Genomic DNA, 22,911 nt, shown 5'->3' with positions numbered 1-22,911 from the left:
CGATAGCGGCTGCTCAGTGGCCTTTCGCTATCCGGTCGAATGCCATCAGCCTTTCCAGAAGCGCCGGCATATCCTTGAGCGGCAGCATGTTCGGGCCATCGGAAGAGGTCGAATTGTCAGGATCCTGGTGGGTCTCGATGAAGACGCCGGCCACACCGACGGCGACGGCCGCCCGGGCCAAGGTCTCGACAAAACGGCGCTCGCCACCAGACGAACCGCCCTGCCCGCCCGGCTGCTGCACCGAATGCGTGGCGTCGAAGATCACCGGCGCGCCGATCTCGGCCATGACAGGCAGAGCGCGCATATCCGACACCAGCGTGTTGTAGCCGAAGGACGCACCGCGCTCGGTGGTCAAGACATTGGCGTTGCCGGACCCGGTGATCTTGGCGACCACATTCTTCATGTCCCAGGGCGCCAGGAACTGCCCCTTCTTGACGTTGATCACCTTGCCCGTCCTGGCGGCCGCGACCAGCATGTCGGTCTGGCGCGACAGGAAGGCCGGGATCTGCAGCACATCGACGTGCGGCGCGACGATCGCGCATTGCTCCTCGGTGTGGACATCGGTCAGAACGGGAAGCGAAAATTCCTTGCGCAGTTCGTCGAAGACCGGAAGTGCGGCGTCCATGCCGGCGCCGCGCGTTGCCGACAGCGAGGTGCGGTTGGCCTTGTCGTAGCTTGTCTTGTAGACGAGGCCGATGCCGAGCTTGGCGGTCAATTCCTTCAACGCGCCGGCCATGTCGAAGGCATGCTGGCGCGATTCGAACTGGCACGGGCCGGCGATCAACGCCAAGGCCGCCTTGTTGTCGAACACGACGTTACCGACGGATACCGTCGAATTGGGCGCCATCGAATTGGACGCTTGGGACTTGCTCATGGGACCTCCCGGAAGATGAAAGCCGCGCCCTGTCCGGATGCCGGCCGCACGACAATTTCGTTGCCCGCTATATCGTGCTGGATGGCATTGGCCGCAAGCAGGCTCGACGTGGCATCGGCGCTGCGGACTGCAAAGACGATCGCCATGAAGCGAAGTTTCGTCGATGACCCGGCCGGAATGCCAAAGCGGGCGGTGAACGATTCGGGGTCGAGCACGCTCAGCGTTGCATTCGGCAGGGGAAACGCATTCCCCTCGCCGCCGGCAGCAGGATCGTTCACCGCGACGGAGATCAGCCTGATCTGTTCGGCAGGCTGATCGCTGACCGCCACGACTTCAACAATGCCAATGGCGCCGTTGGCGTGGGCCTGCAAGGCCGTACGGTCCACCTTTGGCGCGTTGATCCGCTGGCAGGCAAAAAGGAACGCGTCGGTTGCGTTGCTGGCGGAGGCGAAGGCCAGTTTGAATGAGGCTACGTCGCTCTTGCCCGACGTATCGGTAAAAGCGCGCGAAAAACTCAGCGTGTCCCCTGCCGACAGGCCGGCCTCGACATAGCGTGCATGGTCGGCATCGGCATCGTCCGTCCCCAGGACCGCCGCGGAAAATCCTTCATCGCCGCGGCTGTCGCGATAGGCACGGTCGCGCTTGACGAAGACGTTGCCCTCGGCCGCCGCGTCAAGGGCAGCTTGCTGGTTGCCGATCGCCAGCGGCTCCAGGTAGGTGCCGTCAGCGAGGAAAACGCAGCAATTTTCCGTTCCAAAGGGATGGATGCCGGTAGGGGCGACGACGAAGCCCAGCGAAATGAGCCGGGCTCGCGCCACATCGAGGCTCCGCGTCGGCAGAACCAGATGGTCGAGCGGATGAATGCCGGTTGCTGTTGTTCGGGTCATCGAGGCGCGATGTGCATCATTCCGAAGACCGGTTCAAGGTCATTTCCGTCGGCGGCACCGAGGACTTGTCGAGATCCAGAATCGCACCTGGGATCAGCTGCCGGCGATGACGTCGGCGGAATAGCGCAGTTCGCGCAATGGTTTGACCTTGCTGGTGGTCTGCGCGTAGAGCGGATGCGCCTTGTAGGCTGCCAGCGCCGCATCATCTGCGAATTCAGCGTAAACGACCACATCAACTTCATCCGACAGCGGGTCGACCTTGGTGTTCAAAGTGACCTCGAACAGGCTGGAATGAGGGATGTTGCCGAGCGCCAGCAGCCCGGCGCGCACTGCCTCCACATCCTCCTTGCGCCGCGCGCTGAAGAAAACGATATGCCGGATCAATTCCGCCTCCTCGATCTGAATGCCGGGGTCTTTAGTGACGGCGGTCCCCTCACGTCAACCGCTCATGGCGCGACGCGTCCATGCGACGCGCCTCGCACGAGGCCGGACCTCATCCCAAAGCGACGAACACGTCGGATGAAACGCCGGGTTGCTATTTTAGGAAGGGATATTCAGGCCTTGCCGGTGACGTAACGCATGACATGGGAGAGTTCCCTGACCGAAATGTCGAGATACCGGCCCTGATTGTAGAGACCGTCCCAGATCAGGAAGAACGCGATCGCGGCAATGAAGATTACATAACGCATGGCTAAAGCTATCGCACAAGCGCGGCGCCTGCCATAGACGTTTTCTGGATTTTGGCCAGCAGCCACTCGATGCAATGGGGCGGATGCCAGGCGATACGTGGCACAGCCCAGCTAATGACCTGCCCTCTTGAAGTCTCCCCTCATGACGTGGAAGATTGTGGTCGGCATTCGCCGGGAAGCGCTGAAGCTCAGGCCAAGCGCTTTGGTTCGAGTCCGCCTGTCGCCGAGCCCGTGAGCCACCGGGAAAAGGCAAGGGCGTTCGAACCTGGTGAATGATCCAAGAGAACCGTGGCTCGGCAATTTGCGCCGGCACCACGGAAATCCAGGGGCGTGAAATGGCACACGGGGAACATCATAACGGAGCGCAAAGCGAAGCGGTCAGGCTCGACGAGTTCAATTTCGCCGAAATCGTCAAGGGTCTGCCGGCCAAGGCACGCATGGTGCTATCGGCGGCGATGAACCTGCCGCGCGGCTCTCTTAAGGTCAGGATGCCGGATGGCCGCGCCGTTCTCGTTGGCGGCAAGGGACCTGGCCCGGATGCCGAACTGGTGCTCAAGAACTGGCGCCTGCCAGGCCGCGCCTTTTCCGGCGGCACGATCGGCGTTGCCGAATCGTACATGGACGGCGATTGGGAAAGCCCCGACGTCACCAGCTTCCTGGAATTGTTCGTGGTCAATTCGGCGATCGGCGAACGCGTCGCCGGCGGCGCCAGTTGGCTCATCAACACCGTCCAGCGCATCCGCCACTGGTTCAACGAGAACACACGCACCGGTTCGAAGCGCAACATCTCGGCGCATTACGATCTCGGCAACGCCTTCTACAAGGAATGGCTCGACCCGAGCATGACCTATTCCTCAGCGCTCTACGCCAACGGCGCCAATGACCTCGAAAGCGCCCAGGCCGCCAAATATCGGGCGCTGGCCAAGGATATAGGGATCGGCAGAAAGGATCATGTGCTGGAGATCGGCTGCGGCTGGGGCGGCTTCGCCGAATTCGCCGCGCGCGAAATCGGCTGCCGCGTTACGGGATTGACGATCAGCCGCGAACAGCACGACTTCGCCAAGGCACGCATCGCCAACGCCGGGCTTGCCGACAAGGTCGACATCAAGCTGCAGGATTATCGCGACGAAACCGGGACTTACGACCGGATCGCGTCGATCGAGATGTTCGAGGCGGTCGGCGAGAAATACTGGCCGGTGTTCTTCTCAAAGATGAAGGCCTGCCTGAGGCCCGGTGGCACCGCTGGTCTGCAGATCATAACCATCAACGAGGCGGCCTACGACACCTATCGCGCCAGGCCGGATTTCATCCAGCGCTACGTATTTCCGGGCGGCATGCTGCCGACGCCATCGATCCTGAAGGCGCTCGGCGCGGACCATGGCCTTGCGCATCTGCGTGAGCGGGTGTTTCCCGACGACTATGCGCGCACGCTCGCCGAATGGCGGCAGCGCTTCTGGGCATCTTGGGAGAAGATCGTGCCGCTCGGCTTCGACGATCGCTTCAAGAAGCTCTGGGAGTTCTACCTGCACTATTGCGAAGCCGGCTTTCGCGCCAGCTACATCGACGTGCGCCAGGTGGTCTACGAGGCCTAGGGCCACCGACCTCGACCGTCCACCAGGTCCAGGCTCCGGCCGGGTTGGCGGCCCGATCAGAGCAGGATGCGGTATCTGGCGAACCCCGCTTCGCCCTCGCCCGCCGCCTCGATCTTCAGCGACTTCACATCGGCGATGAAGTCCTTTGCCTTGACGCCCGTCTCGAAGGTGACGCTGGTTCCCGGCAGCGGCGCGAACGACCAGTTGCCATCCGCCGACGGGTTGATCGTGCCCCGGCTCACAATGTAGCGAACGATGACGTCGCGGTTGGTATCCGGCGCTTCGTAGATGATCTTCGACGCATTGATGTCAGGGAAATTGCCACCGCCGCCGGCCCGGTAGTTGTTGGTCGCGACAACGAATTTCTGATTGGGATCAATTGGTTTTCCGTCGAACATCAAGTCGATGATTCGGCTCGCACCGGCGTTCGCGACACCACCCTTTGCATCGTATTTCGGCGGCTGCGACAGGTCGATCTTGTAAGAGACGCCATCGATGACGTCGAAATTGTAGGACGGGAAATCGGTGTTGATAAGCGGCTGGTCGGCCTTCCCCGCCTCGATCCTGTTAAATATCCCGGCCGACATTTCCAGCCATTCCTTGACCTGCGCCCCGGTGATTTCAACGGCCCGCACGGTGTTGGGATAGAGATAGAGGTCGGCGACGTTCTTGATGGCGATATCGCCGGCGGGCACGTCGGTGTAGTAGTCGGCGCCGTTGCGCCCGCCGGCCTTGAAGGGCGCCGCGGCCGAAAGCAGCGGCACATCCTTCCACTGCGTGCTCTTGAGGATGTCCTTCAAATACCAGGTCTGCGCCTGGCTGACGACCTGCACCGACGGATCGTCGGCAACCAGCGAGAAGTAGGAATAGAGCGGTGCCGAGGTCTTGCCGACCGGACGGCGCACATACGCCAATGTCGCCTGATGGTCCTGTTCGAGTGCCGCGATAATGCGCTTATCGTCGGGAACTGTCGGCTTGTTCTTGTTGTCGACGCGCTCGAAGATCGGCCGCGCCTCGGAGGTTGCGGAAACGACCCTCCATTTCGATCCGTCGCGCTCCAGCATCAGGTCGATCAGGCCCATGTGCGAGCCCCAGAAACCGCCCATCACGGCGGGCTTGCCCTGCAGGGTGCCGTTTTGCGTATCGACGCCGTCGAGCGATTGGAAATCCTTCTTGCCGGGAAACACCAGGTGCTGGTGGCCGGTGAAAACGGCATCGATGCCATCGACCCCGGCGACGAAGAACGATGCGTTCTCCATCATGTCGCCCTGCGTCACATCGATGCCGGAATGCGAGAGCGCGATGACGATGTCGGCGCCCTCCTCCTTCATCTGCGGCACCCAGGCCTTGGCCGCCTCGACGATATCGCGCGTCTTGACATGGCCCTCGAGATTTTTGAGGTCCCAGACCATGATCTGCGGCGGCACGAAGCCGATGATGCCTATCCTGATCGGCTGCTCGGCGCCCGAACCGTCCTTGATCTTCTTATCGAGGATCACATAGGGCTTGAGGTAGAGCTTGTCGTCACGCGGATTGGCGGCAAGCTCGGTGCCGCGGATCAGGTTGGCGCAGACGAACGGGAAATTGGCACCGGCCAGCACCTTGTCGAGGAACGACAAGCCATAGTTGAACTCGTGGTTGCCGAGCGTCGAACACTCGTAGCCGAGCAGGTTCATGCCTTTCATGACGGGATGCAGATCGCCGTCCTTCAGGCCTTTCTCGTAGGCGATGTAGTCGCCCATCGGGTTGCCCTGCAGCAGGTCGCCATTGTCGATCAGCATCGAATTGACGGCTTCCTTGCGCACCGCGTCGATCAGCGACGCTGTGCGCGAAAGGCCCAGCGTGTCGTTGGCTTTGTCGGCGTAGTAATCATAAGGCAGCACGTTCACATGGATGTCGGTGGTTTCCATGATGCGCAGATGCGCCTGATTGGCCTGCGCCCGGGCGGAGAAGGGATGAAGCATGATCAGCGCCCCTGCGGCGGCGGCGCCGGCGAGAAGACCGCGGCGGGAGACGGGGGGGAGCAGTTGCGACATGTTTTCTCCTTCTTCGACAACGTGACAATGGTCTGTCTGTTGGACCATGATCTTTTCCGAAAACCGGGTCCCACTTTTCGGGATCATGCCCCGCCCTGCCCGAAGCGAACTTCGCGCCGAAACCAGCGCAAGTCCACTCAAGAAGTCGCGCGCATCGGCACGCCAATCCATCAGCAACAGATGACGGGCGGATGAACAGGGCGGTGAAGAAAGTCAGGTCTTGTCGTCGTCGCCCTGGGTGATCAGCCGAGCGAAGCGCTGGCCCGTGACGTAGATCCATAGCCAGCTCAGGGAAACCGCAAGCCGGTTGCGGAAACCGATCAGGAAATAGATGTGGGCGATGCCCCACAGCCACCAGGCGAGCCAGCCCGTAAGCTTGATCCAGCCGAAATCGATCGCAGCCGCGCGTTTGCCGATCGTCGCCAGGTCACCGGCATGTTTGTAGTGAAAAGGACGCGCCGTCGTCTCACCATCGAGCCTGGCCTTGATTATGGCCGCAACATGCCGGCCCTCTTGCTTGGCGGAAGGAGCCACGCCAGGTACCGGCCGGCCATCGGGCCGCAGCACAAGGGCGGCGTCGCCGATGACAAAAATCTCGGGGCTGCCGGGCACGCTGAGGTCAGGCTCGACAAGCACCCTGCCCGCTCGGTCCGCCTTCGCCGCCAGCCACTGGGCGGCGGGCGAAGCGGCAACGCCGGCCGCCCACAGGATTGTCTTCGCCGCCAATTGCTTGTCACCAAAGCCCACGCCTTCAGCGTCGCAGCGCGTGACGGCCCGGCCGAGCTCGACCGTCACGCCGAGCCGCTGGAGCGCCTTGCTGGCGTAATCGGAGAGTTCTGGCGCGAAATTGGCAAGGATGCGGTCACCAGCCTCGATAAGCACCACGCGCGTTTGCCTGATATCGATGTTGCGGAACTCGCCGCGCAGCGTGTCGTGCGCCAACTCGACGATGGTGCCGGCCAGTTCCACCCCGGTCGGCCCGCCACCGACGATCGCGATGGTCAGCAGCGCCTGGCGCTTGGCGGGATCGGTCTCCCGCTCGGCCTGTTCGAAGGCCAGGAGAATGCGCCGCCGGATGGTGGTGGCGTCCTCCAGCGTCTTTAGCCCCGGCGCGAACGGTTCCCATTCGTCGTGACCGAAATAGGCATGGCGGGCGCCGGTGGCGAGCACCAGTGTGTCGTAGGCGACGGCGCTGCCGTCATCGAGCAGCACGCGTTTGCCGGCCCGGTCGACACCGGTGACGTTGGCCAGCAGCGTGGTGACGTCCTTGCGCTTGCGCAGGAGATGGCGGATCGGCCAGGCAACCTCGGAGGTGGCCAGCGCCGTCGTCGCCACCTGGTAGAGCAGCGGCTGGAACAGATGGTGGTTGCGCTTGTCGATCATGGTGATGCGTACCGGTGCGCCCGACAGCGCGCGGGTGAATTCGAGACCGCCGAAACCCGCGCCGACAACGACGACATGATGGCTGGGTTCGGTCATTTCGTTCACCCCTGATGGCAAGATCGCCTTCACTAGATGTAGGTATTTTTGTGCAATGCAGCAACAAAAGCACCATGCCCGGGACTCGCCGTCCCATGTCGTGAATACACAAGATGTATCGTGTCGCGAGGTATAGCGTCATCGAACACGCTATGAGGTGACGCATGGCCAACGATCATGACGGCGACAGCCCGGCACAGTATTCCTCGCCGCCCTGCTTCATGCACGAGATCAATCCCGAATTCCGGCCGCCGCTGTCCGACTGGACCGATGTGAGACGCTGGCGCAAGGCCGAGCGAGAACGCCTGATTGCTGCCCGCCTTGCTGTTTCGGCCGACGCGCGAGCGGCCATGTCCCTACGCATCGCCCAAGGGCTCGACGCGGTCATCGGCGAGATCAGCGGCCGCATGGTCAGCCTCTACTGGCCGTTTCGCGGCGAGCCGGATCTGCGGCCATGGATGGCGTCCATCAACGAGCGCGGCGGCCGCACGGCGCTGCCCATCGTCGTCGAAAAAGGGCAACCGCTGATCTTTCGTGCCTATAAACCGGGCGACCGATTGGAAAAGGGCGTCTGGAACATCCCGATCCCGGCCGAAGGCGATCCGGTCCTGCCAGACATCGTCATCTCGCCGATCGTCGGCATCGATCCGTCGCACTACAGGCTGGGCTATGGCGGCGGCTTCTTCGACCGCACGCTGGCCGCCATGCCGTTCAAGCCGCTGGTCATCGGCGTGGGCTACGAGATGCAGCGCATCGTCACGATCTATCCGCAGCCGCATGACATTCCGATGGATCGGATCGTGACGGAAGCGTGAAGCGCGTCGCGCTGAAGCAGCGAAGATATCCGTGACAAAAATCCGACTTGGTCGATAAATAGTATCCTCTTTGGTGGAGCGCTTGGGCATGCCCTCCGGGCGTATCCGAGAGTGCCCGGCCGCACTCTCGGTTGCTGGATTGGCTGCTTCAAAAAGGATGATCGAGATGATCGGGCGAACTGTAGCTGCTGTCCTTGCAATTTCGTTCTCCGTCTCGCCTTCGCATGCGTTGCCAAAGCATCGTTTACCGAGCGGTTACAAATGGGGCCGCTGCCTGCTAATTGTCAGCGGTCAGACCCGCATATCCGGAAGATGCTCCTATCAAATCGAAAGCGGCGGCGATTTCAATATCCAGGGGCCCCGGCAAGTCTTTGCCGGTATCGACTACCCTGATACCCACAGTGGCGCTGGTGAAATGTCCAAGGATTATTGGGCGGACGTATACAAGGACGGTGACCTGTGGGCGGGCTATGCGAACTCGGATATCAGCGAAACTCACGGCGATGAAAGATGGGAAGAACTTCGCCGTGAAGGCGCATGCTATATCGGGAAGGACGTCAAGGTATGCCTTTGGCGTTAAGCCATTTCCGGCTTCATTCCCATCGCCGTGCGGTCGACAATCTCGCGGAGCGCGAAGGACGAATTGATCTTGGTCACATGCGGCATGGCCGACAGCCATTCCTTGTGTATGCGCTCGTAGTCGACGAGGTCCTTGGCGGCGATGCGCAGGATATAGTCGTATTCGCCTGACATCAGATGGCAAGACAGGACGTTTGGGCACCGTTTGATCGCCGCCTCGAAATCCGACAGCGTCTTCTCGAACTGGCCCGAAAGCGATATATGCACGATCGCCGTCATCTGATGACCGAGCGCCGCGTTGGACAACCGGGCGTGATAGCCGCGAATGGTTCCGGATTTTTCCAGATTGTCGAGCCGGCGCGAACAGGCCGATTGCGACAGGCCAACCTTCTCGGCAAGCGCCGCATTGGGGATCCGGCCATCCTTCTGCAACGTCTCAAGAATGGCGATATCGATCCTGTCGAGCGGCATTTTTCGTGAATCCTGCGAATATATTGCTATTTCGCGCAACGATTATCGAAACCCTCCTGTTCGCGCAAGCGCATTCGCAAACACTTGCGAGCCGATTCATGGTTCACTCTGAGAATACAGGGAGAGTGAGCCCAAAAGGGCCGGATCAGGAGAATAAAATGCGCGTCGGTTGTCCCAAGGAAATCAAGAACCACGAATATCGTGTCGGCCTGACGCCCGGCTCGGTTCGCGAATATGTGGCGCATGGCCACGAAGTGCTGGTCGAAGCGGGTGCCGGTGCGGGCATCGGGGCCGACGACAACGCCTATCGCGCCGCCGGCGCCACCATCGCCAAGACTGCCGCCGACGTGTTCGCCAAGTCGGACATGATCGTCAAGGTCAAGGAGCCGCAACCCAATGAGTGGGTTCAGTTGCGCGACGGCCAGATCCTGTACACCTATCTGCACCTGGCTCCGGATCCGGAACAGACCAAGGGCCTGCTCGCCTCAGGCGTGACGGCGATCGCCTACGAAACCGTGACCGACGACCGTGGCGGCCTGCCGCTCTTGGCACCGATGTCGGAAGTCGCCGGCCGCCTGTCCATCCAGGCCGGCGCCACGGCGCTACAGAAGGCCAATGGCGGTCGCGGCGTGCTGCTCGGCGGCGTGCCGGGCGTGCTGCCCGGCAAGGTCACCGTGCTCGGCGGCGGCGTCGTCGGCCTGCACGCGGCCCGCATGGCCGCCGGTCTTGGCGCCGACGTCACCATCATCGACCGCTCGATCCCGCGCCTGCGCCAACTCGACGACCTCTTCGCCGGCCGTGTCCACACCCGCTACTCGACCGTCGAGGCACTCGAGGAAGAATGCTTCTCGGCCGACATCGTCGTGGGCGCCGTGCTGATCCCGGGTGCCGCCGCGCCGAAGCTCGTCACCCGCGAGATGCTGTCCGGCATGAAGAAGGGCTCGGTGCTGGTCGACGTCGCCATCGACCAGGGCGGCTGCTTCGAAACCTCGCATGCGACGACTCACGCTGAGCCGACCTACGAGGTTGACGGCGTCATCCACTATTGCGTCGCCAACATGCCAGGCGCCGTGCCAGTCACCTCGGCCCATGCGTTGAACAACGCGACGCTGCACTACGGCCTGCAGCTCGCCGACAAGGGCCTGAAGGCGCTGGTCGACGACCATCATCTGCGCAACGGCCTCAATGTCCATAAGGGCAAGATCACCAACCGGGCGGTCGCCGATGCACTCGGCTACGAACTGGTCGAGCCGAAAGCGGTTCTGGCCGCCTGATACACCCAGAAAAAGTCAACGTGCTGTTACTGCCCGCCGGTTCACTCCGGCGGGCTTTTTATTGGCTGATCCGGGGTCTATTGGCCGATCTAGGGCGGCAAGTCTGATTACTGGACAGATCAGTGTCCGCTGCAGATGGAGATTGCCCAAAACTGTTGCATATTTGTCATTCCCAACCTGACTAAGCCTGCTAGAACCCTGGCGGGTTTATTGAATAGGGGTTTGGGCTATGTTTCTTCGCGTTTCTGCGAAATCTTTTCTTTTGGGTGCTGTCTCTGTAGTGGCCTTGATGTCGGCTGCGCATGCGGCAGATGTCGTGCAACCGGTCGAGGCATCCGGTTTTAACTGGAGCGGTATTTATGTCGGCTTTGGCGTTGGCGCCGGGGCCAACGTCCATAAGCTGAGCAGCGATTTTGCTCCCATCTCGCTGAACGGCATCGGCGGCGAAGGCGTTTACGGCGAACTGACCGCTGGTTACGACTATATGGTTTCGCCCCGCTTCCTGCTCGGCGGGCTCGTCGATGTCCATGTCGGCAATATCGAAACCTCGCTCGATGTCGGGCCGTTCAATGCCTCCATCCAGGAGACCTATGGCTTTGATGCCGGTCTGCGCGCTGGCTACCTCCTGACGCCGAATACGCTGGGCTACGTCATGGGTGGATACTCCTGGCAGAAGTACAAACTCGACTCGAACGCCGGCTTTGGGTTCGATTGGGACCAGAGCGGATACTTTGTCGGGGGCGGTCTCGAAACGGCCATCAACAGCAATTGGACGATCAAGACCGAGTATCGCTATACTCGCTTCGGCACCAAGGGAGATCTCCTTTCCGAAGCTGGCCTTGTCGGAGCTCCGGATGGCCTTCTCAACCTCGATACGTCGCGTCATACATTCCAGGTTGCCGCCAGCTATCGCTTCGGTGCGCAGAATGGCGCTCCCGCTTCGTTTGAAGCACCCGCCTACAACTGGACCGGCTTCTATATCGGCGGCGGCTTGGGTGCGGGTGCGTCCGTGCATCAGATCGAAATCCCGCCGCTTGTCGGCGCCAAGTTCAATGGCCTCGGCGGCGAAGGCGCGTTTGGCGAGTTGAACGTCGGCTACGACCATGACTTCGGCAATTGGGTCGCCGGCCTCCTGGTCGATGCCCGCTACTCGGGCATGACCTCGAAGCTTGACCTCGGCAGCGGGTCGATCAATGTCGATACCGACTATGGTTTTGACGTGCTCGGCCGCGTCGGCATGAAAATGAACGAATCGACCCTCGCCTACGCGTTGGCTGGCTACAGCTGGCAGCATTTCGATCTGAACGCTTCCGACCCGGTCGGGGATATCCTCGACTGGGGCTCGAGCGGTTTCTCGGTTGGCGGTGGTCTGGAAACCGCAGTTTCCAGCAACGTCACGATCGGTGTCGAGTATCGCTATTCGCAGTTCGCCAAGAAGGATTTCTCGTCGGAGCTGGGGCTGCCTGACGACTCCATCACCTCCACGTCTTCTTTCCATACCGTGCGTGTCGGCGCGAAGTATAAGTTCAACTAAGAAGCCCCTCCAGGCAAATAGTCGAAGCCCGTCGGCGTGGCCGGCGGGCTTTTTCTTTGCGTGGGCGGCTTTTGCGGGGAACCGGGCAACAAAAAAGCGGAGCCAAAGCCCCGCTTCCTCGATATCGAGATTGCCGCCGGTTCATCCGCGGTCGGCCAATCGATCGACAATCACTCCCTATCGCATCTATGCGACGGAAGTACGACAAAGTCTCTTCCCGCAATCCCCTTGCAGCTCACGCTCGTTCGATGCGGCACTGGTAGCAGTTGTTGCGCGCCGAGCGGACATGCGCGTAGGCAATGTCGTCGCGTTCGAACAGAGTCTCTGCCCGCGCCGCAATCGCCTCGACCGGAATGACCCCGCCGCTGCCATAGACGATGCGGTTGTCCCTGCTATAGCCGCGCACGATGTAGTCCGGGCTTTCGAGAATCTCGGGAAGCATTTCGGTCTCGGCGGCGCGCTCGCATTCTTCCGCATGCAGGAAGATCGGCCCGGTTTCGGCATAGGGCTGAAGGTCCGGAAATGGCCGATAGGCAAGGATGAGATAGGCATCGCCAGATGCGATGTTCTTCAAGCAGTGTCGGCAAGGCATGCCGTCACCGTCGGAAATCTTTCGCTCCGGCGTGTGGCCGTAGGCATCCGGGCCGCCAAATTGAAGGGCCCTGACATCCTGGGTCGGCAGCGCTTTGAACTGAATGGTCATGATGAAATCTCCGGTGTGATTGCCGGAAACTATGCGCTCAGGTCGAAGCTTCCCACCCGATTCCTGCCAAGAGAGGATGGGCCGATCGGCGTTCTCCGATCGGCCCAGGCCGCTCTGTTCGAGGTGGCGGTTTTTTCAAATTCCAATCACGTAAGCCGACTAATTGATCCGCCCAGACGCTCGCGAGTCAGCGGATAAAGTCGTCAAAGCGACGGAGCGTCACCCGGCGATTCTGCCAGTTTTCGTTCTGCGTCGGCACGAGCAGGAACTCCTCGCCATAGCCAACAATCTCCAAGGCATAGCTGGGTACGCCGAACTCACGCACCAGCGTGCGCTTCAACGAAGCGGCGCGCTGCTCGGACAGGGACTGGTTCGACTGAAAGGAGCCGACAGCATCCGTATGCCCTTCTATCAGCACGCGGGCCCCGGGATCGCGATGCAGGATCCGCCGCAGTGCATCGGCGATATTCTCGATCTTGTCGTGTTGCGACCTGGAGATGGCTGCCGAGCCGAAGGCGAAATTGATCGACTGGATGTCGATCGAGCGCGCCATGCGACGCAAATCCGGCCGGCGCTTGAATTCCCGGATGGTGACGCGCTCGTTCGGCCGCAGTTTCACCCGGGGCGCCGCCTCGAGCCTGCGCTCGATCGTCGCCGCCGACGGCGTCGTCGCCTGGGCAGCGGCAAGGCTCGGCATCGCGATTGCAGCAATCAGCGCGGCGGCAAGTGTACGGCGTGTCAGCATGTCTTTTCTCCTTCGGCGTCAACCGCATTGATGATGCGGGCAACATGCCTAAGCCAGGCTGAAGCACCGATGAACGGGCGGTTCAGCTTTCGCTCAAAGCAATTCCAGGAAAAGGGCGTAGCGATTTTGCCGGGAGAAGCGCATAGCGCTTCCGCTTGGGAATTGCGAAAAAACAAACAAATAAGGCATTGGAGGCGATTCTGTTCTCGCCGGAAATGCCGATCACGGCCGCATGACGCTGGCCGAGCGCTCGGCGAAAGGCAGCGGGTGCACGACCTCTTTCTTCTGCGCGACCGGTTTGAAACCGAGCTTCTGATAGAGCGGCAGAGCCGCCGGATGGTCCAGCGTGCAGGTCTGCACCGTCACCCGTTTCGGCCCATGCGACCAGGCGGCTGAAATCGCCGAACCCAGGAACCAGCGGCCGATGCCTTGCCCGGTGGCATGTTCCATCATGCCGAAATAGGCGAGTTCGACTTCATCAGGCAGATGCGGCTTGAGATCGAAGAAACCGGCGGGCGCGCCGTCGAGATAGAGCACCCTGATGTCGCGGTCCTCACGGTGGATGCCGGCCGAAAGCTCGTCGTCGTCCAACCTCAGAACATTCACCCAATGCCATTTGCGTCCGACCCGGTCCATCAAATAGCGGTAAAAATGCAAGGGAATTTCTCTGGTCTTCAGCAGCGCGACCTGGCGGTTGTAAGGCACTGGCGGCGAGACGGCCGGCGGGGCGTGCATTTCGAGAAAAGTCACCGTGACTTCAATGTCCTGCAGCACGCCGTTTTCCATCGTTTTCATTCCTTGCCGGTTTTCACGGGGCCGGTTTTCGCGGGGCCGATCACCACAGGCGTGTCGGACAGCCCGCCCCACTCGGTCCATGAGCCGTCATAGAGCCTGTTGTCGGTATGGCCAAGCGTCTCCAGCGCCAGCGTGATCACCGCGGCGGTGACACCGGAGCCGCAAGAGGTGACGACGGGCCTCGACAGGTCGATGCCGGCGTCCTCGATCACCTTGCGCAAACGGTCGTTCGACAACAGCATGCCGTTTTCCGACAGTGCGGAGTAAGGCACGTTGCGGGCACCCGGCATATGGCCGGAACGGATGCCCGCGCGCGGCTCAGGCTCGGTTCCGGTGAAGCGGCCGGGTCCGCGGGCATCGGCAATCTGGCTTGTGGCGGTCTCGACGATCCGGCGCATATCGGCAAGGCTGGCGACACGACCCGCGTCGAAATCGGCATGGAATACGCTTGGCGCGATCCTCGTCGGTTCGGCCGTTACCGGCCGTCCGGCAGCTTTCCAACCGTCGAAGCCGCCATCCAGAATATAGGTCTGGAAAACACCCATGACGCGAAACATCCACCAGGCTCGGGGCGCCGAGAAGAAACCCGGACCGTCATAAACGAGAATGGTGTCGTCGGCCGAGACGCCCATCGCGCCGACATATTGGGCAAAATGCCGAGGCGATGGCAGCGTATGCGGCAAAGCAGCGTCGGGATCCGAAACCGCGTCCTGATCCAGGAACCGGGCGCCCGGGATGTGCGCTGCATCATATTCGGAGCGCGCGTCGCGCTTTTGCGCCGGCAGATACCAGGACGCATCGATAATCGTCAGGCCGGGCTCGCCCAGGTGCCCCTGCAACCAGTCCGCATCGACGATAAAAGGACTGTTCTCGGCCATTCTGATTCTCTCACTCCGGGTAAAGCAAAGCGTTGCGAGTCAGGCCGCCGGCATCGGGCCGAAGCGGATGCGGAAGCGCCTGTTTTCACGGCCCTTCTTTTCGATCTTGCCGATGTGGATTTCGCCGACTTCGCCGGTGCTTTTCACATGCGTACCGCCGCAGGGCTGGCTGTCCACCGAAGCGTTGTCACCGATGCAGACGAGGCGGATCTTGCCGGTGCCGACCGGCGGCCGGACGTTCTTGGACTTTACCAGGCCAGGGTTCGCCGCGAGTTCCTTGTCGCTGATCAGCCTGGTGAAGATCGGATGATCGGCCCGCACCAGATCCATCAGGCTCGCGGTCACTTCTTCCTTGCTGAAACTGGCGTCTGGAATGTCGAAGTCTACACGGCTGTCGTCCTCGGAAACCGCGGCTCCGGTGATCGGGAACGGGCAAACGACAGTGAGCAGGTGACAGGCCGCGTGCATGCGCATCAACAGGTGCCGTCGCTCCCAGTCGATGGCGAGTTTCACCTTCTCGCCAACAGCCAGGGTCGGCTGCTCGGGCGCCGGCACATGGATGATCTCGTCCTTGGTCTCACCCGTGATGGTAGCGGCAATGGCGATGCGGCTGCCGTCGCCGCGTTCGAGATAGCCGGTATCGCCCGGCTGCCCACCCGATGTCGCATAAAAGATCGTCCGGTCGAGAACGATGCCGCCACGATCATTGACGGCAACAACCATCGCATCCGCCGTGCGGAGATAGGCATCGTCGCGAAACAGCGCTTCCGTTTTGTGCGCCATCACGAGACCTTTTCGAACGGCACTGAAATCGTGCTCCGCAGTTCCATCCAACCCGGCACGGGAAGATTCTTCTCGCGCAGGAATTCCGGGTTGAACAGCTTCGATTGATAGCGTGTGCCGTAGTCGCAAAGAATGGTCACGATGGTATGGCCGGGGCCTAGTTCTCTGGCCAGCCGGATCGCGCCGGCAATGTTGATGCCGGTCGAGCCGCCGACGCAAAGACCTTCTTCCTGAATAAGATCGAAGACGATCGGCAGTGCGTCCTCATCCTTGATCTGGAAGGAGAAGTCCGGCGTGAACCCTTCGAGATTGGCGGTGATGCGCCCCTGCCCGATGCCTTCGGTGATCGAGCTGCCCTCCGACTTCAATTCGCCGCTGGTGTAGAAACTGTAGAGCGCGGCGCCCAGCGGATCGGCGAGCGCGATCTTGACACCCTTGCTCTTGGCCTTCAGCCCAAAGGCAACGCCGGCAAGCGTACCGCCGGAACCGACGGCCGACACAAAACCATCGACCTTGCCGCCGGTCTGAGCCCAGATTTCCTCCGCCGTGGTGCGGATATGGCCGTCGCGGTTGGCGACATTGTCGAACTGGTTGGCCCAGATGGCGCCGTTCGGCTCGCTGCTGGCCATCTGCTCGGCCAGCCGCCCCGACAGTTTCACGTAATTGTTGGGGTTCTTGTAGGGCACCGCCGGCACTTCGATCAGCTCGGCGCCGAGCAACCGGATGGTGTCCTTCTTTTCCTGGCTTTGCGTATCCGGGATGACGATGACGGTGCGGTATCCAAGCGCCTTGGCGACCAGCGTCAGGCCGATGCCCGTGTTGCCGGCCGTCCCCTCGACGATGACACCGCCCGGTTTCAATAGGCCGCGCTGTTCGGCGTCGCGGATGATGAACAGCCCGGCGCGATCCTTGACCGATTGCCCCGGATTCATGAATTCGGCCTTGCCCAGGATCTCGCAGCCGGTTTCTTCGGAAGCTTTGTTGAGGCGGATCAGAGGCGTGTTGCCGATCGCGTCGATCACAGAGCGGGCCATTCAGGTTTCCTTGTGTGCGTGCGCCGAAACCCTAGAAACCCGACGCTACGGTTTCAAGGCAAGAATTCGCCTGGTCCAGTCGCATTTCCGGCATTGCGTTGCATTGGCGTTCCCGAGGCAGGGCTCGGCATCGCACAGTTCATTTTACACTTGTGGTCGAAAAGCACTCTTTCCATTCGATTTCTTCATCGCTAGAGCAAGGCACCAACAAACTCGGCAGGGCGCAGCATGACACTCTATCGGGCCGATCCGAAACACGGCGTCGCCTGGGTCACGGGCGGCAGCAGCGGCATTGGCCGCTCGCTGGCCAGGGATCTGGCGTCCCAGGGCTATGCGGTGGCGGTAACGGCGCTCGACAACGATCCGATCGACACGTTGATCGTCGAGACCGCGCAGATGCCGGGCAGCGTCACGGCTTTTCCCTGTGACGTGACCGACGAGCCACGCATGGCGAGAACGGTCGCCGCGATCGAGAAGGAGCTCGGCCCCATCGTGCTCGCCGTCTTCAATGCGGGGAACTACATTTCCACGCCTGGAGAGGCTCTGGTCGTCAGCGACTTTCGCAAGTCCTTCGAGGTCAATTATTTCGGCATCATCAACGGGCTGGTGCCGGTCGTGGAGCATATGCGCGTGCGGTCGCGCGGCCATGTCGTGCTCGTCGGATCGGTCACGGCCTATTTCGGCTGGCCCACCACCGCCGCCTATGGCGGCACCAAGGCGGCGATCAACATCCTGGCCGAGTCGTTGAAGTATGATTTCGACAAGATGAACATCCGAGTCCAGGTGATAAACCCCGGTTTTGTCGACACGCCGCTGACCGAAAAGAACATGCTGCCGATGCCGGGCCTGATGCCGGTCAGTCGGGCGACCCGCCGCATGGTGAAGGCAATCAAATCCGGCGGATTCGAAGTCACCTTCCCGTACCGTACGAGTTGGCCGCTGAAATTTCTCGCCCTTCTGCCGAGGCCATGGAGCCGGTGGGTGATCAGCTTGATGACCAGCTGGAAGGCACGGCCGCTGCATTACGAGCGCAAACCGCCAAACAAATAGATGCCCACAGGATTGGTGGTTTGGCTGCCTGAACGGCCGTTGCCTGTTCATGGCCGCCACCATAGGCTTGCTGTTGTTGCGTGGAGTCTGCGATGGGGCGACGGATCGTGCTTGCTGTGCTGGGCCTGATCGCCGTTCTTGCATTGGCCTTTGTGCTTGGTCCTCGCGTTCCCGTCGACACCACGATCCGCTTCGACCCTTCCGCCGTCGGTGACGATCCGCAGGCCTATGTGGCAAAGGTGGAAGCCGCCGTGCCAGGCATCCGAGACGGGCTGGAGAAAGAGATCGTCTGGGCCAACCCGATGGTGCATGCCAAGACACCGCTGGCGATTGTCTATATCCACGGGTTCTCGGCTTCAAAGGGCGAGATCCGCCCCCTGCCCGACGAGGTGGCGGACCAACTCGACGCCAACCTCTTCTACACGCGCCTCACCGGCCATGGCCAGGACGGTGCCGCGATGGCGCACGGCAGCGTCAATGCCTGGATAAACGACTATGAGGAGGCGCTCGCCGTCGGCCGTGCCATCGGCGACAAGGTGGTCATCATCTCGACCTCGACCGGCGGCTCGCTGGCGGCCTGGGCGGCGACGCAGCCCGGCGCATCCGAAGGGGTGGCGGCGATCGCGTTCATCTCGCCAAACTTTGGGGTAAAGGCGTCCGGCGCCGGAATCCTGACCATGCCGTGGGGCAAGCAGATTGCCGAACTCGTCATCGGCAAGGAGCGCAGTTTCCCGCCGCGCAACGCGCTGCACGAAAAATTCTGGACCACCAGATATCCGGTCGCCGCGACACTGCCGATGCAGGCGCTGACGGAACTTGCCTATGGGGCGCCGGTGGAGAAGGCCGATATCCCGGCTTTGTTCATCTTCTCGGATTCAGACAGGGTGGTGCGGCCTGACCGCACCCGCGAGATCGCCGGGCGCTGGGGTGGCGCGCATGAATTGGTTCCCATCGAAAGCACAGGCGATCCCGACAATCACGTGATCGCCGGCGACGCGCTGTCACCGTCGACCACGGCTTTTCTGGCGCAACGGATTGCCGTCTGGGTCGAGGCGGTGGCGAAGTAAAGTGCAGAGACGAAAAAGGGCGCCTGAAGCATCGCTTCAGCCACCCTCTTCTTTGCCAGTCCAGCAACCAGCCAACCGCCAGGGCTGGCCGACCGCCGCGAGGTCTAAAGCGCGTCGCTCTGAACCGGATTCAGGCGACGCGCTTTTAAGTCTTTGTTTTGATGCATGTCGTTGTCCCAGAACCGCTGTACACTTCTGGGCGCCATGCATTAGTTATGCAGCGCGGGCCGCCGGACGCTTGCCGCCGAAGCGCCGCTTGTTGTTGCCCTTGAAGGGTTTCGCGCCTTCCGGCTTGCGTTCACCAGCAAAGGCCGGCTTATCACCGAAACGCTTCTTGCCGAAACCGTTGTTCGGCTTCTTCTCACCGCCCGGCCGTCTGCCGTCGCGACGACCATTGCGGTCGTTCCGGTCGTTGGCGGGCTCGAAGCGCTCGTTCTTTTCGGCCGGATTGCGCTGCGGGTCGGGACTGCCGAGATGGTCGGCAACGATCGGCAGCTTGGTCCGGATGATGCGCTCGACCTGGCGCAGCTTGCTGTTTTCCGAAGGATCGCAAAGCGTGATCGCAATACCGTCCATGCCGTTGCGGCCGGTGCGGCCGATGCGGTGGACATAGCTTTCGGCTTCGTCCGGCAGGTCGAAATTCACGACATGGCTGATGCCGGGGACGTCGATGCCGCGCGCCGCGATGTCGGTCGCGACCAGAATGCGCACCGAACCGCCACGGAAATCGTTGAGCGCCTTCTGACGTGCGTTCTGCGACTTGTTGCCATGAATGACGGCTGCCTTGAAGCCATCGCGTTCGAGATCCTTGGTCACCCGGTCGGCACCATGCTTGGTGCGCGAAAAGATGATGACGGACTTCATCGCCTCGTCGCCGAGCATCGTCGACAAAACCTGGCGCTTCTGCTTGGTGCGGGCGAAGACGACGCCCTGCACGATCTCGGCAGCCGCCGTGCTTTGCGGCGAGACTTCGATGCGGACGGGGTTCTTCAGCAGGCCCTTGGCAAGTTCGGCGATCTCGTCGGGCATGGTGGCCGAAAACAGCGCAGTCTGGCGGTCAGGCGCGGTCGCCTTGGCGATCCGCTTGACGTCGTTGATGAAGCCCATGTCGAGCATGCGGTCGCCCTCGTCCAGCACCAGCCATTTGGTGTCGGAGAGGATGAGGTCGCCCTCGCGCACCAGGTCGGTCAACCGGCCGGGCGTGGCAATGAGGATGTCCACGCCGGGAGCAACCTTCTTCACCTGGCTAAAGCGGGAGACGCCGCCCAGCACGAGCGCCGTCGAGACGTGAGCGCCCTTGGCGAGGATCTTGATGGTGTCCTCGATCTGCACGGCGAGCTCGCGGGTCGGCGCCAGGATGAGCGCGCGGGTCGTCTTGGCGCGCCGCTTGGTGCCGAGCGCGATGATCTTCGACAGGATCGGCAGCGCGAAGGCCGCGGTCTTGCCGGAGCCAGTCTGCGCGATGCCGAAAATGTCACGGCCTTCCAGCTGCGGCGGGATGGCCTGCATCTGGATCGGCTTCGGTTCGGTGAAGCCGGCATTGTGGGTGGCCTTGAGCAGCGCACCGGTAATTCCCAGCGCCGCGAAACCGGAGAGTTCCGCGGTGACGTTGCCGGGCAAAGTGTTTTCGTTGGTCAAAATGATCTTCTTTCACGCGGCGTCGTGGCCGCAAACATCAATGGCGACAGGGCGCAACCTGCCGTCGGATAACATTGTCATGGAACGACAAGGCGGGCGGACGGTAACGTCCACTCGGCTGCGCTGTCGTGCCCGCAGGCATCATGCCACGGGGCTTTTTCGCCACCTTGCCAACCGATCGGAGCCGATCAGCGGAAAAAGAGGGAAAACAGACGCAACCAGTCTCATTCGTCGAGAAGGCCGGATTCGTTCCCGGCCCAAGCGCCTATGGCCTGCATATGGCTGAGTTCGCCCCGGAATGCAAGGGGTGTTATGTTGCAGCGCAGCAAAGCCAGCCAAAGCTGACGCTTGCGCTCGCCGTTGGGCATCATTACCACAAACGCAGCTTTCGGCTTCTGGGGACCAAGTGATGAAGGATGTGCTGAAGGAACTCGAGCGCCGGCGTGAGATGGCCCGCATGGGTGGTGGTCAGGCGCGCATCGATGCCCAGCACAAGAAGGGCAAGCTCACCGCGCGCGAACGCATCGAGGTGTTTCTAGACGAAGGCTCATTCGAGGAATTCGACATGTATGTCGAGCATCGCTCAACCGATTTCGGCATGGAGAAGACCAAGATCGCCGGCGATGGCGTCGTCACCGGCTGGGGCACGGTCAACGGTCGCCCGGTCTACCTCTTCGCTAAGGATTTCACCGTGTTCGGCGGCTCGCTGTCGGAAGCCCATGCCGAAAAGGTAATCAAGGTGCAGGAGATGGCGCTGCGCAACCGCGCGCCGATCATCGGGCTCTACGATGCCGGCGGCGCGCGCATCCAGGAGGGCGTGGCGGCGCTCGGTGGCTACGCCGAGATCTTCCAGCGCAACGTGCTTGCCTCCGGCGTCATCCCGCAGATTTCCGTGATCATGGGGCCGTGCGCCGGCGGCGACGTCTATTCGCCCGCCATGACCGATTTCATATTCATGGTGCGCGACACGTCCTACATGTTCGTAACCGGTCCCGACGTGGTCAAGACCGTGACCAACGAGACTGTGACCGCCGAGAGCCTTGGCGGCGCCTCCGTCCACACAACGAAATCCTCGATTGCCGATGGCGCCTATGACAATGACGTCGAGGCGCTCCTGCAGATGCGCCGGCTGGTCGATCTGTTGCCCGCTTCGAACACATCGGAGATTCCCGAGATCGAATGCTACCAGTCGGTCACCGACCATGATCTGTCGCTCGACCGGCTGATCCCCGATAATGCCAATAAGCCCTACGACATCAAGGAACTGATCCTGAAGGTTGCCGACGAGGGCGACTTCTTCGAAATCCAGCAGAACTTCGCCAAGAACATCGTCACCGGCTTCGGGCGCGTCGAGGGCCGCACGGTCGGCTTCGTCGCCAACCAGCCGATGGTGCTGGCCGGCGTGCTCGATTCCGACGCCAGCCGCAAGGCGGCGCGTTTCGTGCGTTTTTGTGACTGTTTCTCGATCCCGATCGTCACCTTCGTCGATGTCCCTGGCTTCCTGCCGGGCACCGCGCAGGAATATGGCGGACTGATCAAGCATGGCGCCAAGCTCTTGTTCGCCTATGCCGAGGCGACCGTGCCGAAGATCACCGTCATCACTCGCAAAGCCTATGGCGGCGCCTATGACGTGATGGCATCGAAGCACCTGCGCGGCGACATGAACTATGCCTGGCCGACGGCGCAGATCGCGGTGATGGGCGCCAGGGGCGCGGTCGAGATCATCTATCGCAAGGACATTGGCGACGCGGAAAAGATCGCAGCCCATACAAAGGCTTACGAGGATCGCTTCCTGTCGCCATTCGTCGCTGCGGAGCGCGGCTATGTCGACGAGGTGATCATGCCGCACTCGACCCGCCGCCGCGTCGCGCGGGCGCTGCGCATGCTGCGCAACAAGGACATGCAGAACCCCTGGAAGAAGCACGACAATATCCCGCTGTGAGGCGTCCGATGGGCACCTGTCAGCGACAGCTGTCGAGCACTCCTCC

Annotated in this window: 22 protein-coding genes; 8 read left to right on the top strand and 14 right to left on the bottom strand. The window is 61.7% G+C overall.

Features of this window, described 5'->3' with window-relative positions; all coding sequences use genetic code 11:
• Window positions 1–13: 13 nt before the first annotated feature.
• The 4 genes from kdsA to A3AU_RS1000000140720 form a co-directional block, all read right to left on the bottom strand.
• A complete protein-coding gene (gene kdsA, locus A3AU_RS0105080; protein ID WP_027051819.1) occupies window positions 14–874 on the bottom strand; it encodes a 3-deoxy-8-phosphooctulonate synthase in 861 nt (286 codons plus the stop codon).
• Window positions 871–1,761, bottom strand: coding sequence for a VOC family protein (locus A3AU_RS0105075; protein ID WP_027051818.1), 891 nt, complete (start codon window positions 1,759–1,761; stop codon window positions 871–873). The genes kdsA and A3AU_RS0105075 overlap by 4 nt, the downstream gene beginning before the upstream one ends.
• Before the next feature lie 93 nt (window positions 1,762–1,854).
• Window positions 1,855–2,145 (bottom strand): Dabb family protein, encoded by a 291-nt coding sequence (locus A3AU_RS0105070; RefSeq protein WP_027051817.1) that lies wholly within the window; start codon window positions 2,143–2,145, stop codon window positions 1,855–1,857.
• 170 nt (window positions 2,146–2,315) lie between these two features.
• Entirely contained in the window at window positions 2,316–2,450 is a 135-nt protein-coding gene (locus A3AU_RS1000000140720; RefSeq protein ID WP_272481082.1) for a hypothetical protein, read from the bottom strand.
• Window positions 2,451–2,785: 335 nt separating this feature from the next.
• Between A3AU_RS1000000140720 and A3AU_RS0105060 the strand changes: the two genes are divergently transcribed.
• Window positions 2,786–4,042, top strand: coding sequence for an SAM-dependent methyltransferase (locus A3AU_RS0105060; RefSeq protein WP_027051816.1), 1,257 nt, complete (start codon window positions 2,786–2,788; stop codon window positions 4,040–4,042).
• A 56-nt stretch (window positions 4,043–4,098) separates the two neighbouring features.
• On the opposite strand, the gene A3AU_RS0105055 is transcribed toward A3AU_RS0105060, so the two are convergent.
• Window positions 4,099–6,078 carry a bifunctional 2',3'-cyclic-nucleotide 2'-phosphodiesterase/3'-nucleotidase gene (locus A3AU_RS0105055; protein ID WP_027051815.1) on the bottom strand — a complete coding sequence of 660 codons (1,980 nt, stop codon included), beginning with the start codon at window positions 6,076–6,078 and terminating at the stop codon, window positions 4,099–4,101.
• A 213-nt stretch (window positions 6,079–6,291) separates the two neighbouring features.
• Window positions 6,292–7,557, bottom strand: a complete 1,266-nt coding sequence (locus tag A3AU_RS0105050) for an NAD(P)/FAD-dependent oxidoreductase (protein ID WP_027051814.1) — start codon at window positions 7,555–7,557, stop codon at window positions 6,292–6,294.
• A 164-nt stretch (window positions 7,558–7,721) separates the two neighbouring features.
• On the opposite strand from A3AU_RS0105050, the gene A3AU_RS0105045 reads away from it, so the two are divergent.
• Entirely contained in the window at window positions 7,722–8,372 is a 651-nt protein-coding gene (locus A3AU_RS0105045; RefSeq protein WP_027051813.1) for a 5-formyltetrahydrofolate cyclo-ligase, read from the top strand.
• Window positions 8,373–8,529: 157 nt separating this feature from the next.
• Window positions 8,530–8,952, top strand: coding sequence for a hypothetical protein (locus A3AU_RS0105040; RefSeq protein WP_027051812.1), 423 nt, complete (start codon window positions 8,530–8,532; stop codon window positions 8,950–8,952).
• Here the strand turns inward: A3AU_RS0105040 and A3AU_RS0105035 are convergent.
• Window positions 8,949–9,422 carry an Lrp/AsnC family transcriptional regulator gene (locus A3AU_RS0105035; RefSeq protein WP_010909317.1) on the bottom strand — a complete coding sequence of 158 codons (474 nt, stop codon included), beginning with the start codon at window positions 9,420–9,422 and terminating at the stop codon, window positions 8,949–8,951. The two genes, A3AU_RS0105040 and A3AU_RS0105035, sit on opposite strands and share 4 nt — an antisense overlap.
• A gap of 158 nt (window positions 9,423–9,580) precedes the next feature.
• Here A3AU_RS0105035 and ald point away from each other — a divergent pair, with 158 nt between their 5' ends.
• Together ald and A3AU_RS0105025 are read left to right on the top strand one after the other, a co-directional pair.
• Window positions 9,581–10,696, top strand: coding sequence for an alanine dehydrogenase (gene ald / locus A3AU_RS0105030; protein WP_027051811.1), 1,116 nt, complete (start codon window positions 9,581–9,583; stop codon window positions 10,694–10,696).
• Window positions 10,697–10,925: 229 nt separating this feature from the next.
• Window positions 10,926–12,230: an outer membrane protein gene (locus A3AU_RS0105025; protein WP_027051810.1), complete on the top strand. Its 1,305-nt coding sequence runs from the start codon at window positions 10,926–10,928 to the stop codon at window positions 12,228–12,230.
• A gap of 235 nt (window positions 12,231–12,465) precedes the next feature.
• Here A3AU_RS0105025 and A3AU_RS0105020 read toward each other — a convergent pair whose 3' ends face one another.
• The 6 genes from A3AU_RS0105020 to A3AU_RS0104995 all read right to left on the bottom strand — a co-directional run bounded on the left by A3AU_RS0105020 (window position 12,466) and on the right by A3AU_RS0104995 (window position 17,168).
• Window positions 12,466–12,933 carry a DUF1203 domain-containing protein gene (locus tag A3AU_RS0105020; RefSeq protein ID WP_027051809.1) on the bottom strand — a complete coding sequence of 156 codons (468 nt, stop codon included), beginning with the start codon at window positions 12,931–12,933 and terminating at the stop codon, window positions 12,466–12,468.
• Between the two features lie 187 nt (window positions 12,934–13,120).
• Window positions 13,121–13,678: an OmpA family protein gene (locus A3AU_RS0105015; protein ID WP_027051808.1), complete on the bottom strand. Its 558-nt coding sequence runs from the start codon at window positions 13,676–13,678 to the stop codon at window positions 13,121–13,123.
• 222 nt (window positions 13,679–13,900) lie between these two features.
• Window positions 13,901–14,464: a GNAT family N-acetyltransferase gene (locus A3AU_RS0105010; protein ID WP_027051807.1), complete on the bottom strand. Its 564-nt coding sequence runs from the start codon at window positions 14,462–14,464 to the stop codon at window positions 13,901–13,903.
• A gap of 5 nt (window positions 14,465–14,469) precedes the next feature.
• A complete protein-coding gene (sseA, locus tag A3AU_RS0105005) occupies window positions 14,470–15,351 on the bottom strand; it encodes a 3-mercaptopyruvate sulfurtransferase (protein WP_027051806.1) in 882 nt (293 codons plus the stop codon).
• Window positions 15,352–15,390: 39 nt separating this feature from the next.
• On the bottom strand, window positions 15,391–16,134 hold the full coding sequence (locus tag A3AU_RS0105000) for an alanyl-tRNA editing protein (protein ID WP_027051805.1): 744 nt from the start codon (window positions 16,132–16,134) through the stop codon (window positions 15,391–15,393).
• Window positions 16,134–17,168 (bottom strand): cysteine synthase A, encoded by a 1,035-nt coding sequence (locus tag A3AU_RS0104995; protein WP_027051804.1) that lies wholly within the window; start codon window positions 17,166–17,168, stop codon window positions 16,134–16,136. Before A3AU_RS0104995 ends, A3AU_RS0105000 begins: the two co-directional genes overlap by 1 nt.
• Before the next feature lie 228 nt (window positions 17,169–17,396).
• On the opposite strand from A3AU_RS0104995, the gene A3AU_RS0104990 reads away from it, so the two are divergent.
• Window positions 17,397–18,218: an SDR family oxidoreductase gene (locus tag A3AU_RS0104990; RefSeq protein ID WP_027051803.1), complete on the top strand. Its 822-nt coding sequence runs from the start codon at window positions 17,397–17,399 to the stop codon at window positions 18,216–18,218.
• 92 nt (window positions 18,219–18,310) lie between these two features.
• Complete coding sequence (locus A3AU_RS0104985) at window positions 18,311–19,285, top strand: alpha/beta hydrolase (RefSeq protein WP_027051802.1); 975 nt, start codon at window positions 18,311–18,313, stop codon at window positions 19,283–19,285.
• Window positions 19,286–19,498: 213 nt separating this feature from the next.
• Here the strand turns inward: A3AU_RS0104985 and A3AU_RS0104980 are convergent, their stop codons facing one another.
• The gene (locus tag A3AU_RS0104980; RefSeq protein WP_027051801.1) at window positions 19,499–20,923 is read right to left on the bottom strand and encodes a DEAD/DEAH box helicase; all 1,425 of its coding nucleotides are present in this window, start codon (window positions 20,921–20,923) and stop codon (window positions 19,499–19,501) included.
• A 409-nt stretch (window positions 20,924–21,332) separates the two neighbouring features.
• Here A3AU_RS0104980 and A3AU_RS0104970 point away from each other — a divergent pair, with 409 nt between their 5' ends.
• On the top strand, window positions 21,333–22,865 hold the full coding sequence (locus A3AU_RS0104970) for an acyl-CoA carboxylase subunit beta (RefSeq protein ID WP_027051800.1): 1,533 nt from the start codon (window positions 21,333–21,335) through the stop codon (window positions 22,863–22,865).
• The last annotated feature ends 46 nt before the right edge of the window (window positions 22,866–22,911 follow it).

The organism is Mesorhizobium erdmanii USDA 3471, from assembly GCF_000472705.1.
Lineage (GTDB): Bacteria > Pseudomonadota > Alphaproteobacteria > Rhizobiales > Rhizobiaceae > Mesorhizobium > Mesorhizobium erdmanii.
The sequence above is the reverse complement of the archived record's forward strand: the minus strand, read 5'-3'. Positions and strand labels throughout refer to the sequence as shown.

Bases quoted from the DNA above. Each gene is read 5' to 3' on its own strand.
- kdsA (WP_027051819.1), bottom strand. From the start codon at position 874: ATGAGCAAGTCCCAAGCGTCCAATTCGATGGCGCCCAATTCGACGGTA.
- A3AU_RS0105075 (WP_027051818.1), bottom strand. From the start codon at position 1,761: ATGACCCGAACAACAGCAACCGGCATTCATCCGCTCGACCATCTGGTT.
- A3AU_RS1000000140720 (WP_272481082.1), bottom strand. From the start codon at position 2,450: ATGCGTTATGTAATCTTCATTGCCGCGATCGCGTTCTTCCTGATCTGG.
- A3AU_RS0105060 (WP_027051816.1), top strand. From the start codon at position 2,786: ATGGCACACGGGGAACATCATAACGGAGCGCAAAGCGAAGCGGTCAGG.
- A3AU_RS0105055 (WP_027051815.1), bottom strand. From the start codon at position 6,078: ATGTCGCAACTGCTCCCCCCCGTCTCCCGCCGCGGTCTTCTCGCCGGC.
- A3AU_RS0105050 (WP_027051814.1), bottom strand. From the start codon at position 7,557: ATGACCGAACCCAGCCATCATGTCGTCGTTGTCGGCGCGGGTTTCGGC.
- A3AU_RS0105045 (WP_027051813.1), top strand. From the start codon at position 7,722: ATGGCCAACGATCATGACGGCGACAGCCCGGCACAGTATTCCTCGCCG.
- A3AU_RS0105040 (WP_027051812.1), top strand. From the start codon at position 8,530: ATGATCGAGATGATCGGGCGAACTGTAGCTGCTGTCCTTGCAATTTCG.
- A3AU_RS0105035 (WP_010909317.1), bottom strand. From the start codon at position 9,422: ATGCCGCTCGACAGGATCGATATCGCCATTCTTGAGACGTTGCAGAAG.
- ald (WP_027051811.1), top strand. From the start codon at position 9,581: ATGCGCGTCGGTTGTCCCAAGGAAATCAAGAACCACGAATATCGTGTC.
- A3AU_RS0105025 (WP_027051810.1), top strand. From the start codon at position 10,926: ATGTTTCTTCGCGTTTCTGCGAAATCTTTTCTTTTGGGTGCTGTCTCT.
- A3AU_RS0105020 (WP_027051809.1), bottom strand. From the start codon at position 12,933: ATGACCATTCAGTTCAAAGCGCTGCCGACCCAGGATGTCAGGGCCCTT.
- A3AU_RS0105015 (WP_027051808.1), bottom strand. From the start codon at position 13,678: ATGCTGACACGCCGTACACTTGCCGCCGCGCTGATTGCTGCAATCGCG.
- A3AU_RS0105010 (WP_027051807.1), bottom strand. From the start codon at position 14,464: ATGGAAAACGGCGTGCTGCAGGACATTGAAGTCACGGTGACTTTTCTC.
- sseA (WP_027051806.1), bottom strand. From the start codon at position 15,351: ATGGCCGAGAACAGTCCTTTTATCGTCGATGCGGACTGGTTGCAGGGG.
- A3AU_RS0105000 (WP_027051805.1), bottom strand. From the start codon at position 16,134: ATGGCGCACAAAACGGAAGCGCTGTTTCGCGACGATGCCTATCTCCGC.
- A3AU_RS0104995 (WP_027051804.1), bottom strand. From the start codon at position 17,168: ATGGCCCGCTCTGTGATCGACGCGATCGGCAACACGCCTCTGATCCGC.
- A3AU_RS0104990 (WP_027051803.1), top strand. From the start codon at position 17,397: ATGACACTCTATCGGGCCGATCCGAAACACGGCGTCGCCTGGGTCACG.
- A3AU_RS0104985 (WP_027051802.1), top strand. From the start codon at position 18,311: ATGGGGCGACGGATCGTGCTTGCTGTGCTGGGCCTGATCGCCGTTCTT.
- A3AU_RS0104970 (WP_027051800.1), top strand. From the start codon at position 21,333: ATGAAGGATGTGCTGAAGGAACTCGAGCGCCGGCGTGAGATGGCCCGC.